Annotated in this window: 14 protein-coding genes; 12 read left to right on the forward strand and 2 right to left on the reverse strand. The window is 41.4% G+C overall.

What is annotated here, in order from left to right; translation table 11 throughout:
• The first annotated feature begins 45 nt into the window (after positions 1-45).
• On the forward strand, positions 46-435 hold the full coding sequence (gene gcvH / locus J8L98_RS07365; RefSeq protein ID WP_210995891.1) for a glycine cleavage system protein GcvH: 390 nt from the start codon (positions 46-48) through the stop codon (positions 433-435).
• A gap of 184 nt (positions 436-619) precedes the next feature.
• Positions 620-3,511, forward strand: coding sequence for an aminomethyl-transferring glycine dehydrogenase (gene gcvP, locus J8L98_RS07370; RefSeq protein WP_210995892.1), 2,892 nt, complete (start codon positions 620-622; stop codon positions 3,509-3,511).
• A 1,420-nt stretch (positions 3,512-4,931) separates the two neighbouring features.
• Here the strand turns inward: gcvP and J8L98_RS07375 are convergent.
• Positions 4,932-5,792 (reverse strand): hypothetical protein, encoded by an 861-nt coding sequence (locus J8L98_RS07375; protein ID WP_210995893.1) that lies wholly within the window; start codon positions 5,790-5,792, stop codon positions 4,932-4,934.
• 301 nt (positions 5,793-6,093) lie between these two features.
• Here J8L98_RS07375 and J8L98_RS24815 point away from each other — a divergent pair, with 301 nt between their 5' ends.
• The 5 genes from J8L98_RS24815 to J8L98_RS07400 all read left to right on the forward strand — a co-directional run bounded on the left by J8L98_RS24815 (position 6,094) and on the right by J8L98_RS07400 (position 10,686).
• Positions 6,094-6,516, forward strand: coding sequence for a transposase (locus J8L98_RS24815; RefSeq protein WP_247682465.1), 423 nt, complete (start codon positions 6,094-6,096; stop codon positions 6,514-6,516).
• Between the two features lie 123 nt (positions 6,517-6,639).
• Positions 6,640-7,521 carry a hypothetical protein gene (locus J8L98_RS07385; RefSeq protein WP_210995894.1) on the forward strand — a complete coding sequence of 294 codons (882 nt, stop codon included), beginning with the start codon at positions 6,640-6,642 and terminating at the stop codon, positions 7,519-7,521.
• A 260-nt stretch (positions 7,522-7,781) separates the two neighbouring features.
• On the forward strand, positions 7,782-8,507 hold the full coding sequence (locus tag J8L98_RS07390; RefSeq protein WP_210995895.1) for a transposase: 726 nt from the start codon (positions 7,782-7,784) through the stop codon (positions 8,505-8,507).
• Between the two features lie 162 nt (positions 8,508-8,669).
• Positions 8,670-9,110, forward strand: a complete 441-nt coding sequence (locus tag J8L98_RS07395) for a thioesterase family protein (RefSeq protein ID WP_210995896.1) — start codon at positions 8,670-8,672, stop codon at positions 9,108-9,110.
• A gap of 265 nt (positions 9,111-9,375) precedes the next feature.
• Positions 9,376-10,686, forward strand: coding sequence for an isochorismatase family protein (locus J8L98_RS07400; RefSeq protein ID WP_210995897.1), 1,311 nt, complete (start codon positions 9,376-9,378; stop codon positions 10,684-10,686).
• A gap of 302 nt (positions 10,687-10,988) precedes the next feature.
• Here J8L98_RS07400 and J8L98_RS07405 read toward each other — a convergent pair whose 3' ends face one another.
• The gene (locus J8L98_RS07405; protein WP_210995898.1) at positions 10,989-11,303 is read right to left on the reverse strand and encodes a hypothetical protein; all 315 of its coding nucleotides are present in this window, start codon (positions 11,301-11,303) and stop codon (positions 10,989-10,991) included.
• 753 nt (positions 11,304-12,056) lie between these two features.
• Here J8L98_RS07405 and J8L98_RS07410 point away from each other — a divergent pair.
• The 5 genes from J8L98_RS07410 to J8L98_RS07430 all read left to right on the forward strand — a co-directional run bounded on the left by J8L98_RS07410 (position 12,057) and on the right by J8L98_RS07430 (position 19,291).
• Positions 12,057-14,357, forward strand: a complete 2,301-nt coding sequence (locus J8L98_RS07410; RefSeq protein WP_210995899.1) for a DPP IV N-terminal domain-containing protein — start codon at positions 12,057-12,059, stop codon at positions 14,355-14,357.
• 321 nt (positions 14,358-14,678) lie between these two features.
• Positions 14,679-16,391 carry a VWA domain-containing protein gene (locus J8L98_RS07415; RefSeq protein ID WP_210995900.1) on the forward strand — a complete coding sequence of 571 codons (1,713 nt, stop codon included), beginning with the start codon at positions 14,679-14,681 and terminating at the stop codon, positions 16,389-16,391.
• A 20-nt stretch (positions 16,392-16,411) separates the two neighbouring features.
• Positions 16,412-17,029: a sigma-70 family RNA polymerase sigma factor gene (locus tag J8L98_RS07420; protein WP_210995901.1), complete on the forward strand. Its 618-nt coding sequence runs from the start codon at positions 16,412-16,414 to the stop codon at positions 17,027-17,029.
• The gene (locus tag J8L98_RS07425; RefSeq protein WP_210995902.1) at positions 17,026-17,739 is read left to right on the forward strand and encodes a hypothetical protein; all 714 of its coding nucleotides are present in this window, start codon (positions 17,026-17,028) and stop codon (positions 17,737-17,739) included. The genes J8L98_RS07420 and J8L98_RS07425 overlap by 4 nt, the downstream gene beginning before the upstream one ends.
• Positions 17,740-18,451: 712 nt before the next feature.
• Positions 18,452-19,291, forward strand: coding sequence for a hypothetical protein (locus J8L98_RS07430; protein ID WP_210995903.1), 840 nt, complete (start codon positions 18,452-18,454; stop codon positions 19,289-19,291).
• Positions 19,292-19,296: the final 5 nt, after the last annotated feature.

The raw sequence follows: 19,296 nt of genomic DNA on the forward strand, positions 1-19,296 counted from the left end.
TAGGGCGGTGCGCCGCCTAAAAAAACCGAACCAAAGGAACAAAAAATGAGCAATATTCCTAGCGAGTTAAAGTACGCGTCTTCACACGAGTGGGTTCGCGCTGAAGGTGATGGTACTTATACTGTAGGTATCACTGAGCACGCTCAAGAGCTTTTAGGCGACATGGTATTCGTAGAATTACCAGAAGTTGGTGATGAAGTTGATGCGGGTGAAGATTGTGCAGTCGCTGAGTCGGTAAAAGCGGCATCAGACATCTACGCACCAATCACAGGTGAAGTCGTTGCTATTAACGAAGACCTTGAAGATGCACCTGAAACAGTAAACAACGATGCGTTTGGCGACGGTTGGTTATTCCGCGTTAAAGCATCTGATGAAGCTGAACTTGGTAACCTGTTAGACGCGGAAGGTTACGCAAACTCAATTGACGAAGACTAATCTTCGCGTGAGTTTTTAAAAGCCCCTAACTGGGGCTTTTATTGTTTTCAAACACACACTTTAATTAGGCCAATACCCTTTAAAGTGGGGTGTTTTAAATTGTTTAGCGTAAACCAAATATAAACCCCGTTGGTTTATTGCAGTAAATACTATTTATATTTTTGGATCATAGGAATCTGGACTAATGTCAAACGCCAAATCTCTTGAACAGTTAGAGCAAAAGCAAGATTTTATTCGCCGCCATATTGGGCCTAGCCCAGCGCAAGTTAGCGATATGCTAGCTGCTCTAGAAGTATCGAGTGTTGAAGAGCTGATCGGTCAAACCGTCCCTGCGGCTATCCGTTTAGAGCAAGGTTTAACAGTTGGCGATAGCCGTACTGAAGTTGAAACGCTGAGCTACTTAAAATCGGTTGCAAGCCAAAATAAAGTATTCAAGTCGTACATTGGTCAGGGTTACCACCCAACACATGTACCAAACGTGATTTTACGTAATGTACTTGAAAACCCAGGTTGGTACACGGCATATACACCTTATCAGCCAGAGATTGCCCAAGGTCGTTTAGAATCATTACTTAACTTCCAGACTCTTACCATTGATATTACCGGCTTAGACTTAGCATCAGCCTCATTGCTTGATGAGTCAACGGCAGCAGCAGAGGCGATGGCACTGGCAAAACGCGTGTCTAAAGCGAAAAAAGCCAATGCATTCTTTATTGCCGAAGATGTTCACACGCAAACCATTGACGTGGTCACAACTCGTGCAGAACAGTTTGGCTTTGACATCATCGTTGGCCCAGCGACAGACGCGGTAAACCATGAAATTTTTGGTGCTTTATTCCAATACCCAAGCACAACGGGTGAAGTGGTAGACGTACAAGCACTTATCGCACAAGTACAAGACAAAAAAGCGATTGCCTGTGTTGCCGCAGACATCATGAGCTTAATGCTACTAAAAGCTCCAGGTAAACTGGGTGCAGACGTGGTACTGGGTTCAGCACAGCGTTTTGGTGTACCAATGGGCTACGGTGGTCCACATGCTGCATTTTTCGCAACACGCGATAAGTACAAGCGTTCATTACCAGGTCGTATTATTGGTGTATCAAAAGACCGTTTAGGTAACGATGCACTGCGTATGGCAATGCAAACACGTGAACAGCATATTCGTCGTGAAAAAGCCAATTCAAACATTTGTACAGCGCAGGTATTGCTAGCCAACATGGCAGCATTTTATGCGGTGTACCATGGTCCACAAGGGCTAAAAACCATTGCGCAGCGTACTAACCGTTTTGCCAGCATTTTGGCAACTGGCCTTAAAGCAAAAGGCGTTGCACTGAAGCATGACACATGGTTTGACACGCTAACAGTGGTAAGCGCAGATAAAGACGCGGTAGTAGCACGTGCAATTTCAGCTGAGGTAAACTTTGCAACTAACCATGCCGGTGAATACTCAGTATCAGTGAACGAAACAACCACCCGTGCCGACGTAGCACAGTTGTTTGATATTATTCTAGGTGCAGGCCATGGCCTTGATGTAGACGCACTTGATACTCAGGTTGCTACTGATGGCATCACTGGTATTCCAGCAAGCCTAGAACGCGACGACGAAATTTTAACGCACCCGAACTTCAACTCGTACCACAGCGAGACTGAAATGCTGCGTTATATTAAGCGTCTTGAAAATAAAGATTTAGCGCTTAACCACTCTATGATCTCATTAGGTTCATGTACTATGAAACTGAATGCGACAGCGGAGATGATCCCAGTAACGTGGCCTGAATTTGCAGAAATGCACCCATTCTGCCCGCTTGATCAAGCGCAAGGTTACCAAGTGATGATCAACGAGCTTAACGAGTGGCTGGTAAACATCACCGGATACGACGCAGTATCATTACAGCCAAACTCTGGTGCACAAGGTGAATATGCGGGTCTTATCGCAATTCGTAAATACCATGAGTCACGTGGCGAAGGGCACCGTAACATCTGCTTAATTCCAAGTTCAGCACATGGTACTAACCCAGCATCAGCACAAATGGCCAGCATGAAAGTGGTGGTTGTTGCGTGTGACTCGCTTGGTAACATTGATATGGACGACCTACGCGCGAAAGCCGCTGACGTAGCTGAAAACCTATCATGTATCATGGTAACTTACCCGTCTACGCACGGTGTTTACGAGCAAAGCATCAAAGAAGTATGCAACATCGTGCATGAGCACGGCGGCCAAGTATACATGGATGGCGCGAATATGAACGCACAGGTGGGTATTACCAGCCCAGGTTCAATTGGGTCTGACGTATCGCACCTTAACCTGCACAAAACATTCTGTATTCCACACGGTGGCGGTGGCCCAGGTGTTGGCCCAATTGGGGTTAAATCACACCTTGCAGAGTTTATGCCTAATCACAGCGTGATTAATGTACCAGGCACGACTGAAGGCAATGGCGCAGTATCAGCAGCACCTTACGGTTCAGCCGCTATTCTGCCTATTTCATGGGCATACATCACGATGATGGGCTCAGAAGGCTTAAAGCAAGCAACTGAAATGGCGATTGTGAATGCCAATTACTTAACTGAAAAGCTAAGTGAGCATTACCCAATTTTGTACCGTGGTCAAAACAACCGTGTTGCACACGAATGTATTGTTGATTTACGCCCAATCAAAGAAACGTCAGGTATCACTGAAATGGATATCGCTAAGCGTTTACAAGATTATGGTTTCCATTCACCGACTATGTCGTTCCCAGTAGCGGGCACATTGATGATTGAGCCTACTGAGTCTGAATCTAAAGTAGAAATCGACCGCTTCATTGAAGCCATGGTTTCTATTAAGGGCGAAGTAGACAGAATCACCTCCGGTGAATGGTCTATCGAAAACAACCCATTGGTATTTGCACCACACACCCAAGCTGACGTACTAGGCAATGAGTGGAACCGAGCGTATGACCGTTTCTACGCTGCATTCCCTGTACCAAGTGTGGCAAAAGACAAATTCTGGCCAACAGTTACACGTATTGATGACGTATTAGGTGACCGTAACTTAATTTGTTCATGTCCACCAATTGAGACATATGCAGAGTAATTGAGTGGTGTAGGTTGGGCTTTATGCCTAATCTCAACCTAGATTTCAAAAGCCGCCTTGAGTGATCAAAGCGGCTTTTTTGTGGCTTGTTAAATAGAAGCAGGTATTTTAATTGCGTCTTCCTGACGCAGGTTAGGATCCATTCTAAGTGGTACTTGTATCAATATCGTCTTCCTGACGAAGGTCAGGATCCATAAACCACTTGTATCAGCACTTTTTGGTCATCAACTATTACCTCTAAATTAACACTTTGTCGCGTTGGCGACAGCAACCAAAGAGGGTCGGCCGCTGGCCCCTCTCTGGACACACCCAGCGCCCCACCATCACGCTGATCTTCAAATAAACAATTGATGTGAACGTAAACGCCATGAAAGCACATCCAGGTGCCAGCATGGCTTGAAGCGCATTGCCTATAGGGATTTAGGTACTTGGGATTTGTCGGGAACAAAATCCCGCCATGCGAGCTCATTACTCATCAATTGCTTATTTTCAGGCGTGATAGAAGGGGGAGTGGTGTTATCTGTAAGCGCGGTGATAGTGGTTAGAGTATAGGCGATAGCTAGTTTTGTTAACTTTCTCTTCCTGACGAAGGTCAGGATCCATAAACAACTTGTATCAGTATTTATGGTTATCAACAGTCACTTGAAAATTAACCCTTTGTCGCGTTGGCGATAGCAACTAAAGAGGTACGGCCGCGGGCCCCTCTCTGGACACACCCAGCGCCCCACCATCACGCTGATCTTCAAATAAATAATTGATGTGAACGTAAACGCCATGTATTCGCCATCCTTGGCGAAATCATGGCTTGGCTCACATCCATGCGAGCGTATTATTCATCAATTACTCATTTTCAGGTGTGATAGAAGGGGGAGTGGTGTTATCTGTACGCGCAGTGGTCGTGGCTAGAATATAGGTAGTAGCTAGTTTTACAGCATTGTTAACTTTGTCCTCCTGACGCAGGTCAGGATCCATTCTTAGGAGTACTTGTATTAATATCGTCTTCCTGACGAAGGTCAGGATCCATAAACCACTTGTATCAGCACTTTTTGGTCATCAACTATTACCTCTAAATTAACCCTTTGTCGCGTTGGCGACAGCAACCAAAGAGGGGCGGCCGCTGGCCCCTCTTTGGACTCACCCAGTGCCCCACCATCACGCTGATCTTCAAATAAATAATTGATGTGAACGTAAACGCCATGAAAGCACATCCATGTGCCAGCATGGCTTAGTTCGCATTTATGCGAGTGTATTACTCATCAATTGTTTATTTTCAGGCGTGATGGAGGAGTCTTTAAGATGTGTTTGCTATAGTTGGAATATCAACGACTCTGACCCTGTTGATACTGACCCCTTGATATACTATGAGTAAGTAGCCAGCTTAACTGACTACTTACGTTATCGAGTGAAGTTCATACCGATTTTATTCTGTCGCATTACATCCTTTGCCTGGTTCATTGCTACATACAACATCGGTGATGGTGACTGTGCCTGTTGGGAGTGGGTTGCCGCCAAGAGTTACGTTGATTCCTGATGCGATCATGTGGTTGATGATACGCTGCAGTGCATCGTTTGCGCCGCTGGCTCTATAGCCAGTGTAGCTCCGTGATTCACTTAAACGGATCCCTTTATCTCGTCCAGAGTTAATAATGGGTTCAAACATAACGGACACATCACCATTTAAGTTCTTAATTATTCCTTTAAACATGAACGAATACGTGGTGCCATCACTCGGAAATTTCACATTAACCGCGAGATTAACCGTCAGTGCTTGATTGACTATCGCGGTGCCCAAACTGACTGATGCAGACGTAATGGCACCTGCAATATTACCTGTAAAGTAATCGTTAAGAGCGCTTTGAATAGCTGCTTTTTGCTCAGTATACTTGGCAACGGTGTGAGCCGTATTAATATCTGAATATGGCCCTAAAAATGGCCGTAGATGCTCTATGTTTACGCTACCTTGAGCTAAGTCTTCAATCGTATTTTTGGCACGTCGAACATGTGTAACACCTGCTTTAATAGACTCCTTGACTGGAATAGCCCAATACATGACTAAGCCTTCCTCACGCTCGGTCTGATAAGCACTCACTTTATTATTATGTATATCAATAATATGTACTTGACCGCCATTGGGAGCATATTGGATTGCGCGATTTTGCATTTGTTGTTCAGAACATGCGTTACAGACAGCAATCATATCACTGGCAGAACAAAACGAACTAAGAAGGGTGCTGCTTACACTAAGCGAGGTAACAACGACAGTTGAAAGTAATTTCTTCATGGTATTTCCTTATAAATTGAAGATTAAGTGGCACATCAGTGTGCACAGAATTAACTGTAGCTTGCTTTATGTGATGTTCAAGTAGAAATTGACACAGTTTGTCGCAAGCTTAAATTGACACACAAGGGGGGCAAGTGTGAATTTAAGTTGTATTAGCTGTAACCAAAGAGGTTACAACCAAAGGGGTCAGAGTCGTCGATTTTTTTAGATTTACTAAGCTATAATTAAACATCAAAACACTAAAGGACTAGTGGTGAAATGGCGAGATTATCTCGACTAAATCTACCGAATATCCCACAACATGTTATTCAGCGCGGCCAATAATTGCCAAGTAATCTTTGTTGAAAACAGCGACTATACAGTTTATTTAGATAAGCTAAAACACTATGCAAATGACTATGCCGTTAAAGTGCATGCGTATGTATTGATGACGAACCATGTTCACTTACTTGTGACGCCAACAACTGCTGGAGGGGTAAGTAAATTGATGCAGTCTTTGGGGCGTTATTATGTTCGTTACTTCAATATACGCCATTACCTCGTGGAGGTGACAGGAAATCTACAGGATATAGGGAAAAGCTTGATGAGTAATAGGACCAGGTTTAATAGATGCATGATCATTAACTTTGGTCCTATTGATATAGTTTTTTCTATTAAAAATTCTTGTTACCCCTTTGTTTTTAAAGTAATGTTTTCTATTTACCGGTGCATGCTACAACTTTAAAAATGAAGTGGAATCTAACTAGCACTGGGAGAGCAGTTATTATTATAATACTCGCTTATTTTTCTATCAGTGAATACAGCACAGTAACAGTCTTAAGCAATCTAAATGTTAAAAGGACAGACTATGAAAAATCTTGCATTAGCGATGACTCTAGGGTCTTCATTCTGCGCTTTCAGTGTAACACCGGAAGCCCATCTTATTGAGTATGATCAAACACTGAACGGTGTGGTCGAGCAAGCTCAAACTATGGATATCAAATTGTTACAGCGAGGTGCTGTTTTGTCGGGGACGTCACAGAGCAATGACGTTATTGTTGGTAATATTGAGCAGCTAAATGATTTGCATGCTGGCTCTGGCAGCGAACGTCGATTCTTTTTTAAATTGGATGACAACGGAGAGCTAAAATGGTTTTCAGGAAGCGTCCATAGTAATAATTGGACGGGAGTCTGGTTTGGTGAAAACGGTGAACGAGGCGACTTCAATTTGCGAGGTACGGCTGCATCTAATGAGTTGCCAACAGCCTCTGATGTGATGAAATTTAGTGCAGATGACACTTTTTCGGGTGGGGTTTATGATACCTACAATGCTATAAATTCAGATTTTTTGAATAATAGATATGGGTTAGACCCATTGCCTTTTGAGCAAGTGGATTATAAGAAAGGAATTTATGTTCAATCAGACAATGGTGGTTTACAGTTTCCAATGTCTTTTGAGCTCACTTTTGTTAAAGAGTTCACGTTACAGAACTTCAGGTTAGGTTCGTTCAACAATGGACAAAAAACTCGCCTAACAACATTTGACATTGATATTTGGTCTAATGGTGAGTGGATCAACGCCGGTAGTTTTAATTTCTCTCCGATAACACAAAGCAGGCACTGGCAAAAGCAAGCTTTCTCACTCCCTCAGGAAGTAACAACACGAAAAGTAAGAGTTTCAGCGACAGGGACTGAAGATTTGACAACAAATGGTCGCGTTCTTATGTGGGGGCTCACATTTCATAACTAAGAGAGATTGACTAAGCAACCAAAAAAGGTTGCTTCTGCCCTTTTTAAGATTCACCTTGATGCCAATTATTACAAAAACCCAAAAACCCACAAAAACCAATGGGGTCAGAGTCGTCAAAAACCCAAAAACCCAAAAACCACAAAAACCACAAAAACCAATGGGGTCCAAAAACCAATGGGGTCAGAGTCGTTGATTTAGGCTTCACTTGTGTTTGATGGGCTACACTGATGTAATGAAAAACTAATGGACTAGTTTAAGTTATGGCACGCCTCCCTCGATTAAATCTTCCCAATATCCCGCAGCATATTGTTCAACGCGGTAACAATCGGCAAGTGACTTTTGTTGAAGCAGATGACTATGTTGTTTATTTAGAAAAGCTAAAGTACTACGCCAAAGAGTACGAGGTTAAAGTTCATGCATATGTACTGATGACTAATCATGTACATTTATTAGCTACACCCACTTCATCAGATGGCTTAAGCAAGCTTATGCAGTCGCTTGGGCGTTATTACGTAAGGTATTTCAACCAAGCTTATAAACGCACAGGTACGCTCTGGGAGGGGCGCTTCAAATCCACATTGGTTGATAGTGATAACTACTTTTTAGTGGTGAGTCGTTATATTGAACTAAACCCAGTGAGAGCAGGTATGGTTCAGCACCCTGCTGAGTATACTTGGTCTAGCTATCAGCATAATGCTGTAGGGAAGGTCATCGAGCTTATTACTGAACATGACTTATATGCGCAGTTAGGTACTCGCCCAGAGCAGAGACAAGCGCAATATCGCTCATTATTTGAAAGAGACATTCCGCCATATACGCTTGAGGAAATAAAAACAGCCACAGATAAAATGTGGGTACTTGGCAATGATAAATTTAAACAACAAGTTGAGGAAATTTCGGGTAGGAGGTCATCACCATTGCCAAAAGGAGGAGATAGAAAATCAGGAGCGTTCTTAAAGTCAAAAGAGAAAAATCAGCCACTCTGACCCCTTTGATGCTGGCCACTCTGACCCCTTTGATGCTGGCCACTCTGACCCCTTTGATGCTGGTAAGCTATCTTTTTTTCATTTAGGGATCGTATTACCCTTGTTGCTGGTACGATGAGTTGTTACTCTCAAAATAAATAATCATAATTTTGAGGCAGCGTCATGCAGGAGTTTTTCGAAAAGTTCGCAATTAATACAAAAGTGAATGTGGTGTGGGGAGAAATGGATGCGTTAGGGCATGTGAATAATGTGTCGTATTTTCGCTATTTTGAAACCGCGCGAATTGATTTTTTAAAACAAACGGGCTTACTGTCTATATTATCAGAACCCAGCCATAGCCCAGTTCTGCGTGATACTTACGCGCAATACAAACGGCCAGTGACTTTTCCTGATACGTTGCATATTGGTTCATATATTACTGACATCAAAGCAGACCGCTTTACTATGCGCTACGAGGCGTTTAGTGAATCACAGCAAGCAATATGCACAACCGGGTATGCGAGTGTGGTGATGTTTAATATGAACACAGGGCAAAAAGCCGTCATTCCAAGCAATATGCTAACCATACTGAAGCAGTACACGTTGGACAACAATCGCAACTGACGGGGCTAAAAGTTCAGTTGGATGGGCGCTGTATTATTGTTATGTCTTGGAGCGTGAACATCAAATGGCTCATCGGGCGATAGCACGAGGTAAGACCTGCCCCTGATTACCCTCTTTTAATTGCATTCTTTTATGGTCAATTACAGACAAAAACTGCTTGAACTATCCTCGCTTGACTTTGTTAACCAAACGTTTGACTATCGTTAATTGTTTGAAATTTGGTCATGTATTTACTTTGAAATAAGGATAATTAAACAGGTGATTTATGAAAAAGTCTCTATTAGTGTTGTCATTGGCGTTTGGACTGTCTGCGTGTAACATTGATGACAGGTTACAATTTGCGTCAGAAACGAAAAAGAGTGAACAGGTTCATTTGAGTGCCGAAAATACGGGGTTGCTCATTATTGATGCTCAGCAAGGATATGTCATGGATAGCGATGACTTTTGGGTCAAGGTTTTCTATCCGCAATATGAAATACCAGCACAAAATGTCGATCCTCAATTGCATTCTAGCATTGACCGTATTGCACAATTGGCGCAAAAAGCTAATGAATTAAATATGCCAACAACCATTACTTACGAAGCGTTCGAAACCGATTTGGGTTTAGATTATACGCCTTATATAACGCGTATTGAGCAAGCACTTGATGAAAACACCCAAAGCTACTTTAAACAAACGTTTAATTCAACATTAGAAGCTGACATACATGCAGCAATGAAGGCGTGGTCTGATGCTGGGGTCTCTCGAGTGGTTGTTGCGGGGGCAGAAACCGATGTGTGCGTTATGCAAACCGTTTTAGGGCTCAAGAAAATGGGCTTTGATGTATATTTGGCGAGTGACGCGACCTTTTCTACTGAAATTTATGAACGACCCACTTTCAAACGTTTACAGCAAGCAGGCGTTAAGTTGGCAAAGGCCAGTGAAATTATTGAATCGATGGAAGCCAAGGACAAATTGATTTATAGCCCGCGCTATGCCGTTGGCACGCGAGATGAGCTTTATCAAGGCGACCGTCATAAAATTGCGATGATAAATTTTAATATGGATGACACAAGTTTGGCTAAGGCCGAACATGATAATAAACCGGCAACAGCGCCTAGGTTTACATTTTTAGGGCTAGAACAGCAGTTTTTATTTAGCTATATGCCGAGTTTTCATGTGAACAAAAAGGGTAAGGCTTACACATCTAAATATCGCAAAAATGCCAATGTTGTGAGCTATAAAACAATTGACCCTGTGATTGCAGATATAAAAGCCGCAGGCAAGACGCAAGCGGTTATCTCAGGCGTGGTTTCTCAGTTAGGTTTGTATGATGCGGTCTATAAGTTAATTGAAGCAGATATTACCCCTGTCATTCTAGAAGACGCATTATTGGGATCTGATGTAGACCCAATACACTATTTAGATTATATCTATCAATTGGGGGCGGTGCCAAGCGCGCAAAAGTCGCATGGTTATGAGATGTATGTCGAAATACAGTTAGGGGATTTTACTGAAGAGGAAATAGAGGCTTACTATCAAATGATAGCGCTAAATGAAGTCGTGATCCCAGAGGTATACCCGCGTTTACGTTAGGTTTTTAACGTTTAACTCAGGGTTAGCGATTCTTATCCTGAAATAAAATTGCACCTCAAATTAAAGAGTCAGAATCAAAGGGATCAGCGTCGTTGATCCCTTATTAAATAATGATGCTGTTGATCTCAGTAAGTTGAAGTACTAGCTAGCATACGTGCTTTACTAGCACCTCGCGACGATGGAAGAAAGTCAACAGGTTGTATGGTTATCAGCAACATAGGCCCCATTGGCAGGTACGAAACTACGCGGATTGAGTTTTTAAAACAAACGGGCTTACTGTCTGTTTTATAAGCTCATGCTGTTTAATGTACCGTGATAGGGTGATCATTCACCACTAAAGATTGACCGTTTTCCTTGGCGCGAATAAAACTAGAGATTAAAACGTCATTTGATAAGGTGTTTATATCGTCGACCTTTTCAACCATGCAAAACGTAATGGACTCCCACCCTAAACCTTTAATAAAAGTTTTAAGCTGTTTGATGTTATCTTGGTAATTTTCATCGGTTGTTAATAGGCCGATAGAGTGTTTATTACCGAGTGTGTACTTGTCGTTTTTTGTGGTCGAACATTGCGCGTACCCGCTCAACACATACACTGTATTTTCGCTGTTATTCATTTTGGTTTGCATACTTAAGTGAATTTTAAATCACTATGCATTTTTCAAACCAAATTAATAAACGTGTTTATGTGATGTGCCTAGGTATTGAAAGTAGAGCATAAAAAATGATTGGCTACCGATACTTGGCGTGAATACCTCATAGGGTGTCAATTTTTTGTATGGAATAACGCTTCGTACTCGAGCTACTAACCAACAAGGGGGTGAAAATGAGCCTCATGTCAAAATAGCAAGCTACGACTAAAGCAAAAAAGTCAGAGTTGTCTAAACCAAAAGGGCTCAGAGTTGTTAAAAAATATATAACTTTATATGAATGAAAGCTATTTTCAACGAAAGAAGTTCAATTCCTATCATAGAAACCAAAGGGGGAGAGTTGTCAGCTTTAGTGCCGTCTTCCTGACGAAGGTCAGGATCCATAAACAACTCGTGTTATGACTTTCTGGGTCTCAACAGTTACCTGCAAATTAATTAAGCATAATTTTATGTTTAATGAGGAGGGGCTTGTCGATACACAATCTCGCTTGCGAGCTCGTCAATAGCTTATGTTAAGGCGTGATGGAAGGGGTTGTTTGTTGGTGTTGTAGTAAGGGTTGCACAATGCAAGACCTGACCCTGTGACCTTGTAAGGGTTGCACAATGCAAGACCTGACCCTGTGACCTTGTGCTCTCCAATCAAGGAAATAACAAATAAATTGTATACTTTATGCAATCAATTATAGTGGGGAGAATAAAGAATATGAAGTGGAGATAAAAATGTTTAAAAAAGTGGGGTTATTGATAACTTGCCTATCGTTAACTGCTTGTTCAATAACGACAAAGAATCAAGCTGTAATGGTAACTCAGGCAGATTATAAAAGGGCTGAAAAGTTTTTACCTAAAAATGTAGCAACTAAAGTGCGTAATTTAGCTGTTGAACCACAGTGGATCAATCAAACAAGTGATTTTTGGTACAGCGAAGAAGATAAATCAGGAAATAAAAATTACGTTAAAGTACAGCCGGCTTCTGCTTTGGTTGCCCCATTATTTGATCATGAAAAACTCAAAGCCAGTATTAACCATGATCCAAACCAACCTTTTTCAATAGAGATACAAGCGCTAGATTTAAGCAATGGTCGTTTAAAGCTAATCAATCAGAACCACGAATATCAATGCGACTTAAAAATGAGTCAGTGTAATAAACTTGCTGCACAAGTAAGCCCTACGCAACCTGAATACAGTTCACCAAACGGTTTATATTCTTTAAAGGTAAAACAATGGAACTTGTATTTAACTGAACATGAAACAAATAAAGTAACCCAGTTAACTTTTGATGGCAGCGAAGGTTACCCTTATGCTGTGCACAATATGAACCCAAAACAGTACATCAATAAAGATGCTAGCAATGTAAAGCAGCAACTTAGTGTATTTTGGGCGCCAGACAGCCGCACTGTTATCACACATAGATTAGATCGCAGACAAGTTGGCAAGCTACATTTAGTGCAATCTAGCCATGAGCAAGGATTAAGACCCAAACTCTATAGCTATTATTATCCATTGGCGGGTGATAAACATGTCCCATTAGGTGATATTTACTCAATTGATATTGCGACTAAAAAAGCCACTTTAGTTGATACGCCTAAACTACAGCAAACCTATTATGGTGGACCGATTTGGGGATGGTGGGAAGATAACAATCGCTTTTATTTCATGGATCAAGCGAGAGCGAAAAAACGCATTAGTCTACATGAATATAACCCTGACAATCAGCAAGTAAGATTAATCGTTGAAGAAAAATCCGCACAATTTATAGACCCTTGGGCACAACATGTACAGATATTACCAAATTCAAACGAGGTGATCTGGAGTAGTCAACGCTCAGGTAAGCAACAGTATTACTTGTATGACCTTAGCAATGGTCGACTAAAAAATAAAATCACGCAATGTGATTGTTACGTTCGTATTAATAGAGGTATAGATGAAGAGTCGCGCACTTTATATTTTGAAGCCTCAGGTGAATTTAAAGATAGAGATCCGTATTTACGGCATTTATACAAAGTACAGTTAGATGGATCTGAACAAACGTTATTAACACCTGAGCCACTAGAGCACAGTACGCGACTTTCTCCAGACTTTAATTATTTTGTTGATATTGCCTCTGACCATAAAACAGTTCCTAACAATACGGTACGTAGTACCATAGATGGCAAAGTCGTCGCTTCCATAGGCTCGCCTGATATCAGTGAATTGCTCGCTTCAGGCTGGCGTGCACCCCAAGCCTTTAAAATACTCGCTGATGATCAACAAACTCAACTCTATGGCTTAATGTATAAACCAAGTAATTTTGATGCCAATAAACGTTACCCTATCATTGATGCAACGTATACCGGCCCTCATGGTTTCTTTACGCCTAAATCGTTTTGGACATATTATCAGCATGCACAATCTTTAGCGGAATTAGGTTTTATTGTCATAAAAATGGATGGCAGAGGTACCAGTAAGCGAGATCGTAACTTTCACTTAGCTGCTTATCAAAATCTAGCCGCTGGCGTAGATGATCATGTTTACGCAATCAAAGCACTCGCTAAGCAACATGCATATTTAGATGTAAATAGAGTCGGGATATTTGGTTTTTCGGCCGGTGGTTATGATACAGCTCAGGCCATGTTTAGACACGCTGACTTTTTTAAAGTGGGGGTTGCCGCTTCAGGCAATCATGACTTTAGAGTGGATAAAACAGGCTGGAATGAAACATGGTTAGGTTACCCTGTTGCTGAACACTGGGATCAACAAACAAACCTAAACCCACAAAGTGTTGCCAAATTAAAAGGTAAGTTACTCCTTGCACATGGCGAATTAGATGAAAATGTTAACCCTGCTGCAACGATGCAATTAGTGAATCAGTTGATCAAAGCAAACAAAGACTTTGATTTGATGATTTATCCAAATCAAGATCATTTTTTAAATAATAGTGATTATTTTATTAGAAAGCGCTGGGATTATTTTGTAGAGCACTTACTTGGCACACAACCAGTAAAGGAATATCAATTTTCAAATAGTGAAACACACAATGAATAACCATTAAAAACTTAATTTAACAAACGCACAATATAAGCGGCACTGAGTCAGCGCCGCTTATATTTAATTTATTTTTAGGTCTGTCATGCTTAAGCTGCAAACTTACCTTTGGCAAAAAGACGGCCGATTACTTTAGTGGGTTGATCTTCCTTAGATGAATATACACGTCTTTTTTTGTGCTTCACTTGCATTTTATAGTAGAGGGAGTTGTATGGAGTTTGTGTAGACTCAGCCCCCATTGACAAAAAACGGTTTAAATTTCACCCCCAAATGCATAGTCGCTCGTTTATAGCTGTAAACCTTCTAAAAAAGAGATTGATTATGAACACAAACAAAACCTTTATAGCTTTAACCATTAGCATGCTGCTCATGGTGGGGTGTTCTCATAAAGAAATTAAGCATGAACAAGAAATAGATAAAGCAAGTCAACAGGCACAACAAGAGCGAGCCTCTGATCTTGAAGCCGTTAAAAAAGTTATGGTGGCAGAAAACGCGCTTGGTGCAGTGCAAGAAAGCAGCACTGAAGTTGAATACATGAAGCTGAGTCAGCCAGTGCATAAAATGGCACTGCACTCGATGAGAGGAAGGGTCGCACCGCACCCACCAGCAATAGATCATCGACCTTACTTTGAGAATCGTGAAACCTATCTACCCACCGATAGTAATGGGGTATTTCAGGCAGTCACTACCCCACTTTCGACTTTTTCTGTTGATGTTGATTCGGGCAGTTACGCCAATATTCGTAGTTATTTGAGCATGGGTAAATTACCACCTAAAGATGCGGTGCGTGAAGAGGCATTTATAAATTACTTTGATTATAACTACAGTGTGCCGGAAGACGTATCACAGCCTTTTGCAACCTACACAGAAATTGCGCCAGCACCTTGGCGTGATGGTCGTCATATTGTGCGCATTGGCCTGCAAGGTTATGACTTACCTATGAGTGAGAGAAAGCCGTCAAATTTAGTCTTTTTGGTGGATGTATCGGGCTCAATGCATGAAGAAAATAAATTGCCATTGCTGGTACAAAGCTTAACCATGATGGTACAGCAGTTATCCGCGCGCGATACGGTAAGTTTGGTAACCTACGCGGGTAACGTACAAGTGGTGTTAAGTCCAACTAAAGGCAAAGAACAGCAAACAATTGTTAATGCATTAAAAGCGCTTAAAGCAGGCGGGGGAACTTATGGCGAAAGTGGTATTAAAATGGCGTATCAAGAGGCGAAAAAGGCATTTATCAAAGGCGGCGTAAATAGAGTGATTTTAGCCACCGATGGTGACTTTAATGTTGGTATGACCAGTATTGATGCATTAAAGGAGCTAATAGCTGAACAGCGCCAGCAGGGCATTTCATTGACTACCCTTGGGTTTGGTCGCGGCAATTATAATGATGCGATGATGGAGCAATTGGCCAATATTGGCAATGGTAATCATGCTTACATTGATACCCTACACGAAGCACAAAAAGTCTTATTAAGACAGATGAGTGGCACCTTACAAAGTATTGCTAACGACGTAAAAATTCAGCTTGAATTTAATCCGGCACAAGTGAAAGAATATCGCCTGATTGGCTATCAAAATCGCTTACTTAAAGATGAAGATTTTAATAATGATAAGGTCGATGCGGGCGAAATCGGAGCAGGCCATACGGTCACTGCACTGTACGAAGTTACCTTAGTGGGTAACAAAGGACAGGTTGACGACTTACGTTATCAACAGCTGAAAATGGTAAATAGCAACGACGAATTATTACAGCTAAAAATACGCTACAAGCTACCGGGTGATGATAAAAGTCAGCTAATAAGCTTAGTTGTGGATAAAAATCAGGTGTTACCAGAGTTTAATAGCGCAAGTTCAGATTTTAAATTTGCAACATCGGTTGCGGCATTTGCACAAAAGTTGAAACATAGTCAATATTTAGGAAGTATGGGTTATCACGACATCGCGCGTATCGCACGAGCGAACAGAGGCCATGACCCATTTAACTATCGCGGAGAGTTTGTTAACTTGGTTGAACTTGCCAGTGCACTTTAATTCAGCTTAACCTTTAATGTATGACACAAATAGCTCAACAACACGCAAACATGGATGAAACGTTAATGCTCGAATATGGCAAAGGTAATGACACTGCCTTTGCTGAGCTTTATGCGCGCCATAAAGGGCCGATGTATCGTTATATATGTCGTCAATTAGGCTCTAAGCAGCATAATAAAGCGCAAGAGTTGTTTCAAGAAGTATGGGTGAGGGTGATAGACAACCGTAATAACTACACGGTTGAAGCCAAGTTCACTACATGGCTGTATCGTATTGCACACAACTTATTGATTGATGAACACAGAAAAAACCACGTCAGAGGTGAGCATTTAACGCTCGTGAGTGATGAACAACATGAGGGGATACTTGCCTTTCACCAAGGTAAGCAAGAAGGTTCAGTGCATAATGATTTTTTACAACAGGCTATCAAACACTGTGTTGAATTGTTGATGCCTCAGCAGCGAGAAGCCTTTTTACTGCGCCATGAAGCAGGGTTTGATCCCAGTCAAGTGTGCGAAATTGTAGGGGCAAAGCCAGAAACCGTAAAAACTCGACTGCGCTATGCTATGTCACAGTTGCGAGACTGTTTGCAGCGTAAAGTGGGAGCCACAGAAGTAGGAGGCGAGCGAGAAATATGAGCAAGCAATTTAACGATGACGACATCATCAAGCTGTATCAACATAATACTGATGATTTGCCTCCTAGACAATTAGATGAAGTCATTCTGGCACGTGCTGCACAGGAAGTTAAAGTAGATGAAAAGCCAGTCAACACAAAAACCAACCGCTGGTGGCCGTATTCTGGCATAGCAGCAGCGATGGTCGCTGTGGTCGTGTTGGCACCTTGGCAGTATGACCAAGACCCGGTTTTCGTGTCTATTGAATCGGCTGATATCAATGGGATAACCCAAGCGCATACCGTGGTAAATGAAGCTGAATTAACAATAAATAAAGCAAGGCGTAAGGTGTTCAGTGACGAGCCGGTTATTGCACATGAGACAACGCAAAACATAGCAGCAAGTGGGCCTCAATTAGAAATGACAGATCAGCCACAAGTTGAAAGTATTGTGGTAACTGGCATGACCGTTGAACGCGCAGTGCCAGAGCATAGAGGGCAGACCATAAAACCTGCTTCATCGGCACTTTACGGTATAGCGTTAAGTGAACCATTACCAGAGTTTGCCAAAATCATCATAAAGCTGGGAAATAATGATCAACAAGGTGCTGAAGAGGAACTCATCAAATTATTGGAAGAAAAACCAGAATACCACGAGGGAATACCTGAGCCTCTCGAAGCTGTGTATCAGGCATTATTGAAAAACGGTAAATTGCAGCGGCCATTGCAGTAGTAAGGCTGTCATGAAGCTGCGTCACTTGCTTTGATAGAAAATTAAAGGAAGGCAGCTAGTCAATAAAAAAGGAATAAACTCATAAATATTAAATTAAATCAAAGGACTACAATTGAACGCTAAAATACTGATGAAGAGGCTACGAGATCGCCGCAATTAAATTTACAGTATCTCTGATGACCTCATACTGTGCTTCTTTGAGCGCACCATCCATATGGCCAAAGTTGCAAGGTGGCCGCCATCATCAATAAAACGGCAATATTCATAGCATTGGCGAGAAAAGTAGTTTTGGTTACGCTATTTTTTCGTGATCTCATTTCATTACATTACTTACAATCCAATGATGATATTTTGTTCAATATCAAGGCGCTTTTATGCAGTCATAGCGGGCTATTACAAATGAAAGCAACGCGAGAGTGAGAAAAATAGCTTTATTGGGCAAATTCGCTTATCCAGAGCTGAGGTTATTTTACATAGCGTGTATTCAAAAAACAGCCAATACAAAATTTAACTTACTTGTAACTAATACGTATAAAAAATGCAACTTAAAGATTGGAAAAGTAAATATTGTATACAATATTTAATGTTGCTTGGTGCTATTCAGCCTACAAGCAAACTGGAAATTCTCTCTGCATTTAATGTTGAACATTAAAACGACTGAAAAATGTTAGGTAGCATTGCCGAGACTCATCATCACATAAGGAAGATAATAATGAACATAGTCAATCTAACCCGATGTAGTATTCTAATAATACCGTTGCTGATAACCACGACTTCAGCGCTTGCTGGCACGTTTGTGAGTAACAATGGACATAATAAAGTAATTGAAACTTTAGTGGCAGATTCTGAGCTTATTTTTAGAGGAACATCCACTGAAATAACTGAAGGTCTGTCTGTAGAAGGCATCCCCTACACTTTTGTCACCTATGATATTGAAGAAGTGATTAGCGGGCAATATTTTGAAAGTACCATCACTTTAAAGTTTGTTGGTGGTACCTTTGCAAATGGTAATATTTTATCTGCCTCAAACTCCCCTCAAATTAAACTCGGTGAACAGTCTATATTATTAGTGCAGCAAAGCACTGATACAGGCTGTGATTTTGTGCAGTGTGAACTAGGGCGTTTTTTACTTGAACAAGGGAACGTTATAGCGGCCAATGGTCAAGCGGTGATCGTAGATGAGCATGGCAGTGTTGATTATATGTCAGCGAATGGGCTAAAAAATCGAGATAATAGGCAAGCTAACACTACGTCAAATATTGGTAATTTCATTACAAAACTGAGAAATATAGATAAGCAGGTGCTATCTCAAAGAGGGGATTCATTTAAACGTAATACTGTAAAAAACGTTGATAAAAACATCACTTTTAAAGCATATATAGGCTTAACACAAGCAAGTAAAGCACCTGTGGAGCTAGTTGCTCCAAGTGAAGCATTAGTAAAGAAAAACATATCTCATGGTAGTCGGCATGACAAATGGGAAGAAGCGCAAGTGAAACGAAATAAGGGTAATCCAGTACTGACTGTTAGCTCACCTTACACTCAACAATAACCATG

This window comes from Pseudoalteromonas sp. MMG013 (assembly GCF_018100885.1).
GTDB lineage: Bacteria > Pseudomonadota > Gammaproteobacteria > Enterobacterales > Alteromonadaceae > Pseudoalteromonas > Pseudoalteromonas aurantia.

Coding starts and splice junctions, on each gene's coding strand:
- J8L98_RS07405 (WP_210995898.1), bottom strand. CDS start 11,303: ATGAATAACAGCGAAAATACAGTGTATGTGTTGAGCGGGTACGCGCAA.
- J8L98_RS07415 (WP_210995900.1), top strand. CDS start 14,679: ATGAACACAAACAAAACCTTTATAGCTTTAACCATTAGCATGCTGCTC.
- J8L98_RS07400 (WP_210995897.1), top strand. CDS start 9,376: ATGAAAAAGTCTCTATTAGTGTTGTCATTGGCGTTTGGACTGTCTGCG.
- J8L98_RS24815 (WP_247682465.1), top strand. CDS start 6,094: ATGTTATTCAGCGCGGCCAATAATTGCCAAGTAATCTTTGTTGAAAAC.
- J8L98_RS07375 (WP_210995893.1), bottom strand. CDS start 5,792: ATGAAGAAATTACTTTCAACTGTCGTTGTTACCTCGCTTAGTGTAAGC.
- J8L98_RS07430 (WP_210995903.1), top strand. CDS start 18,452: ATGAACATAGTCAATCTAACCCGATGTAGTATTCTAATAATACCGTTG.
- J8L98_RS07395 (WP_210995896.1), top strand. CDS start 8,670: ATGCAGGAGTTTTTCGAAAAGTTCGCAATTAATACAAAAGTGAATGTG.
- J8L98_RS07420 (WP_210995901.1), top strand. CDS start 16,412: ATGACACAAATAGCTCAACAACACGCAAACATGGATGAAACGTTAATG.
- J8L98_RS07385 (WP_210995894.1), top strand. CDS start 6,640: ATGAAAAATCTTGCATTAGCGATGACTCTAGGGTCTTCATTCTGCGCT.
- J8L98_RS07410 (WP_210995899.1), top strand. CDS start 12,057: ATGTTTAAAAAAGTGGGGTTATTGATAACTTGCCTATCGTTAACTGCT.
- J8L98_RS07390 (WP_210995895.1), top strand. CDS start 7,782: ATGGCACGCCTCCCTCGATTAAATCTTCCCAATATCCCGCAGCATATT.
- J8L98_RS07425 (WP_210995902.1), top strand. CDS start 17,026: ATGAGCAAGCAATTTAACGATGACGACATCATCAAGCTGTATCAACAT.
- gcvP (WP_210995892.1), top strand. CDS start 620: ATGTCAAACGCCAAATCTCTTGAACAGTTAGAGCAAAAGCAAGATTTT.
- gcvH (WP_210995891.1), top strand. CDS start 46: ATGAGCAATATTCCTAGCGAGTTAAAGTACGCGTCTTCACACGAGTGG.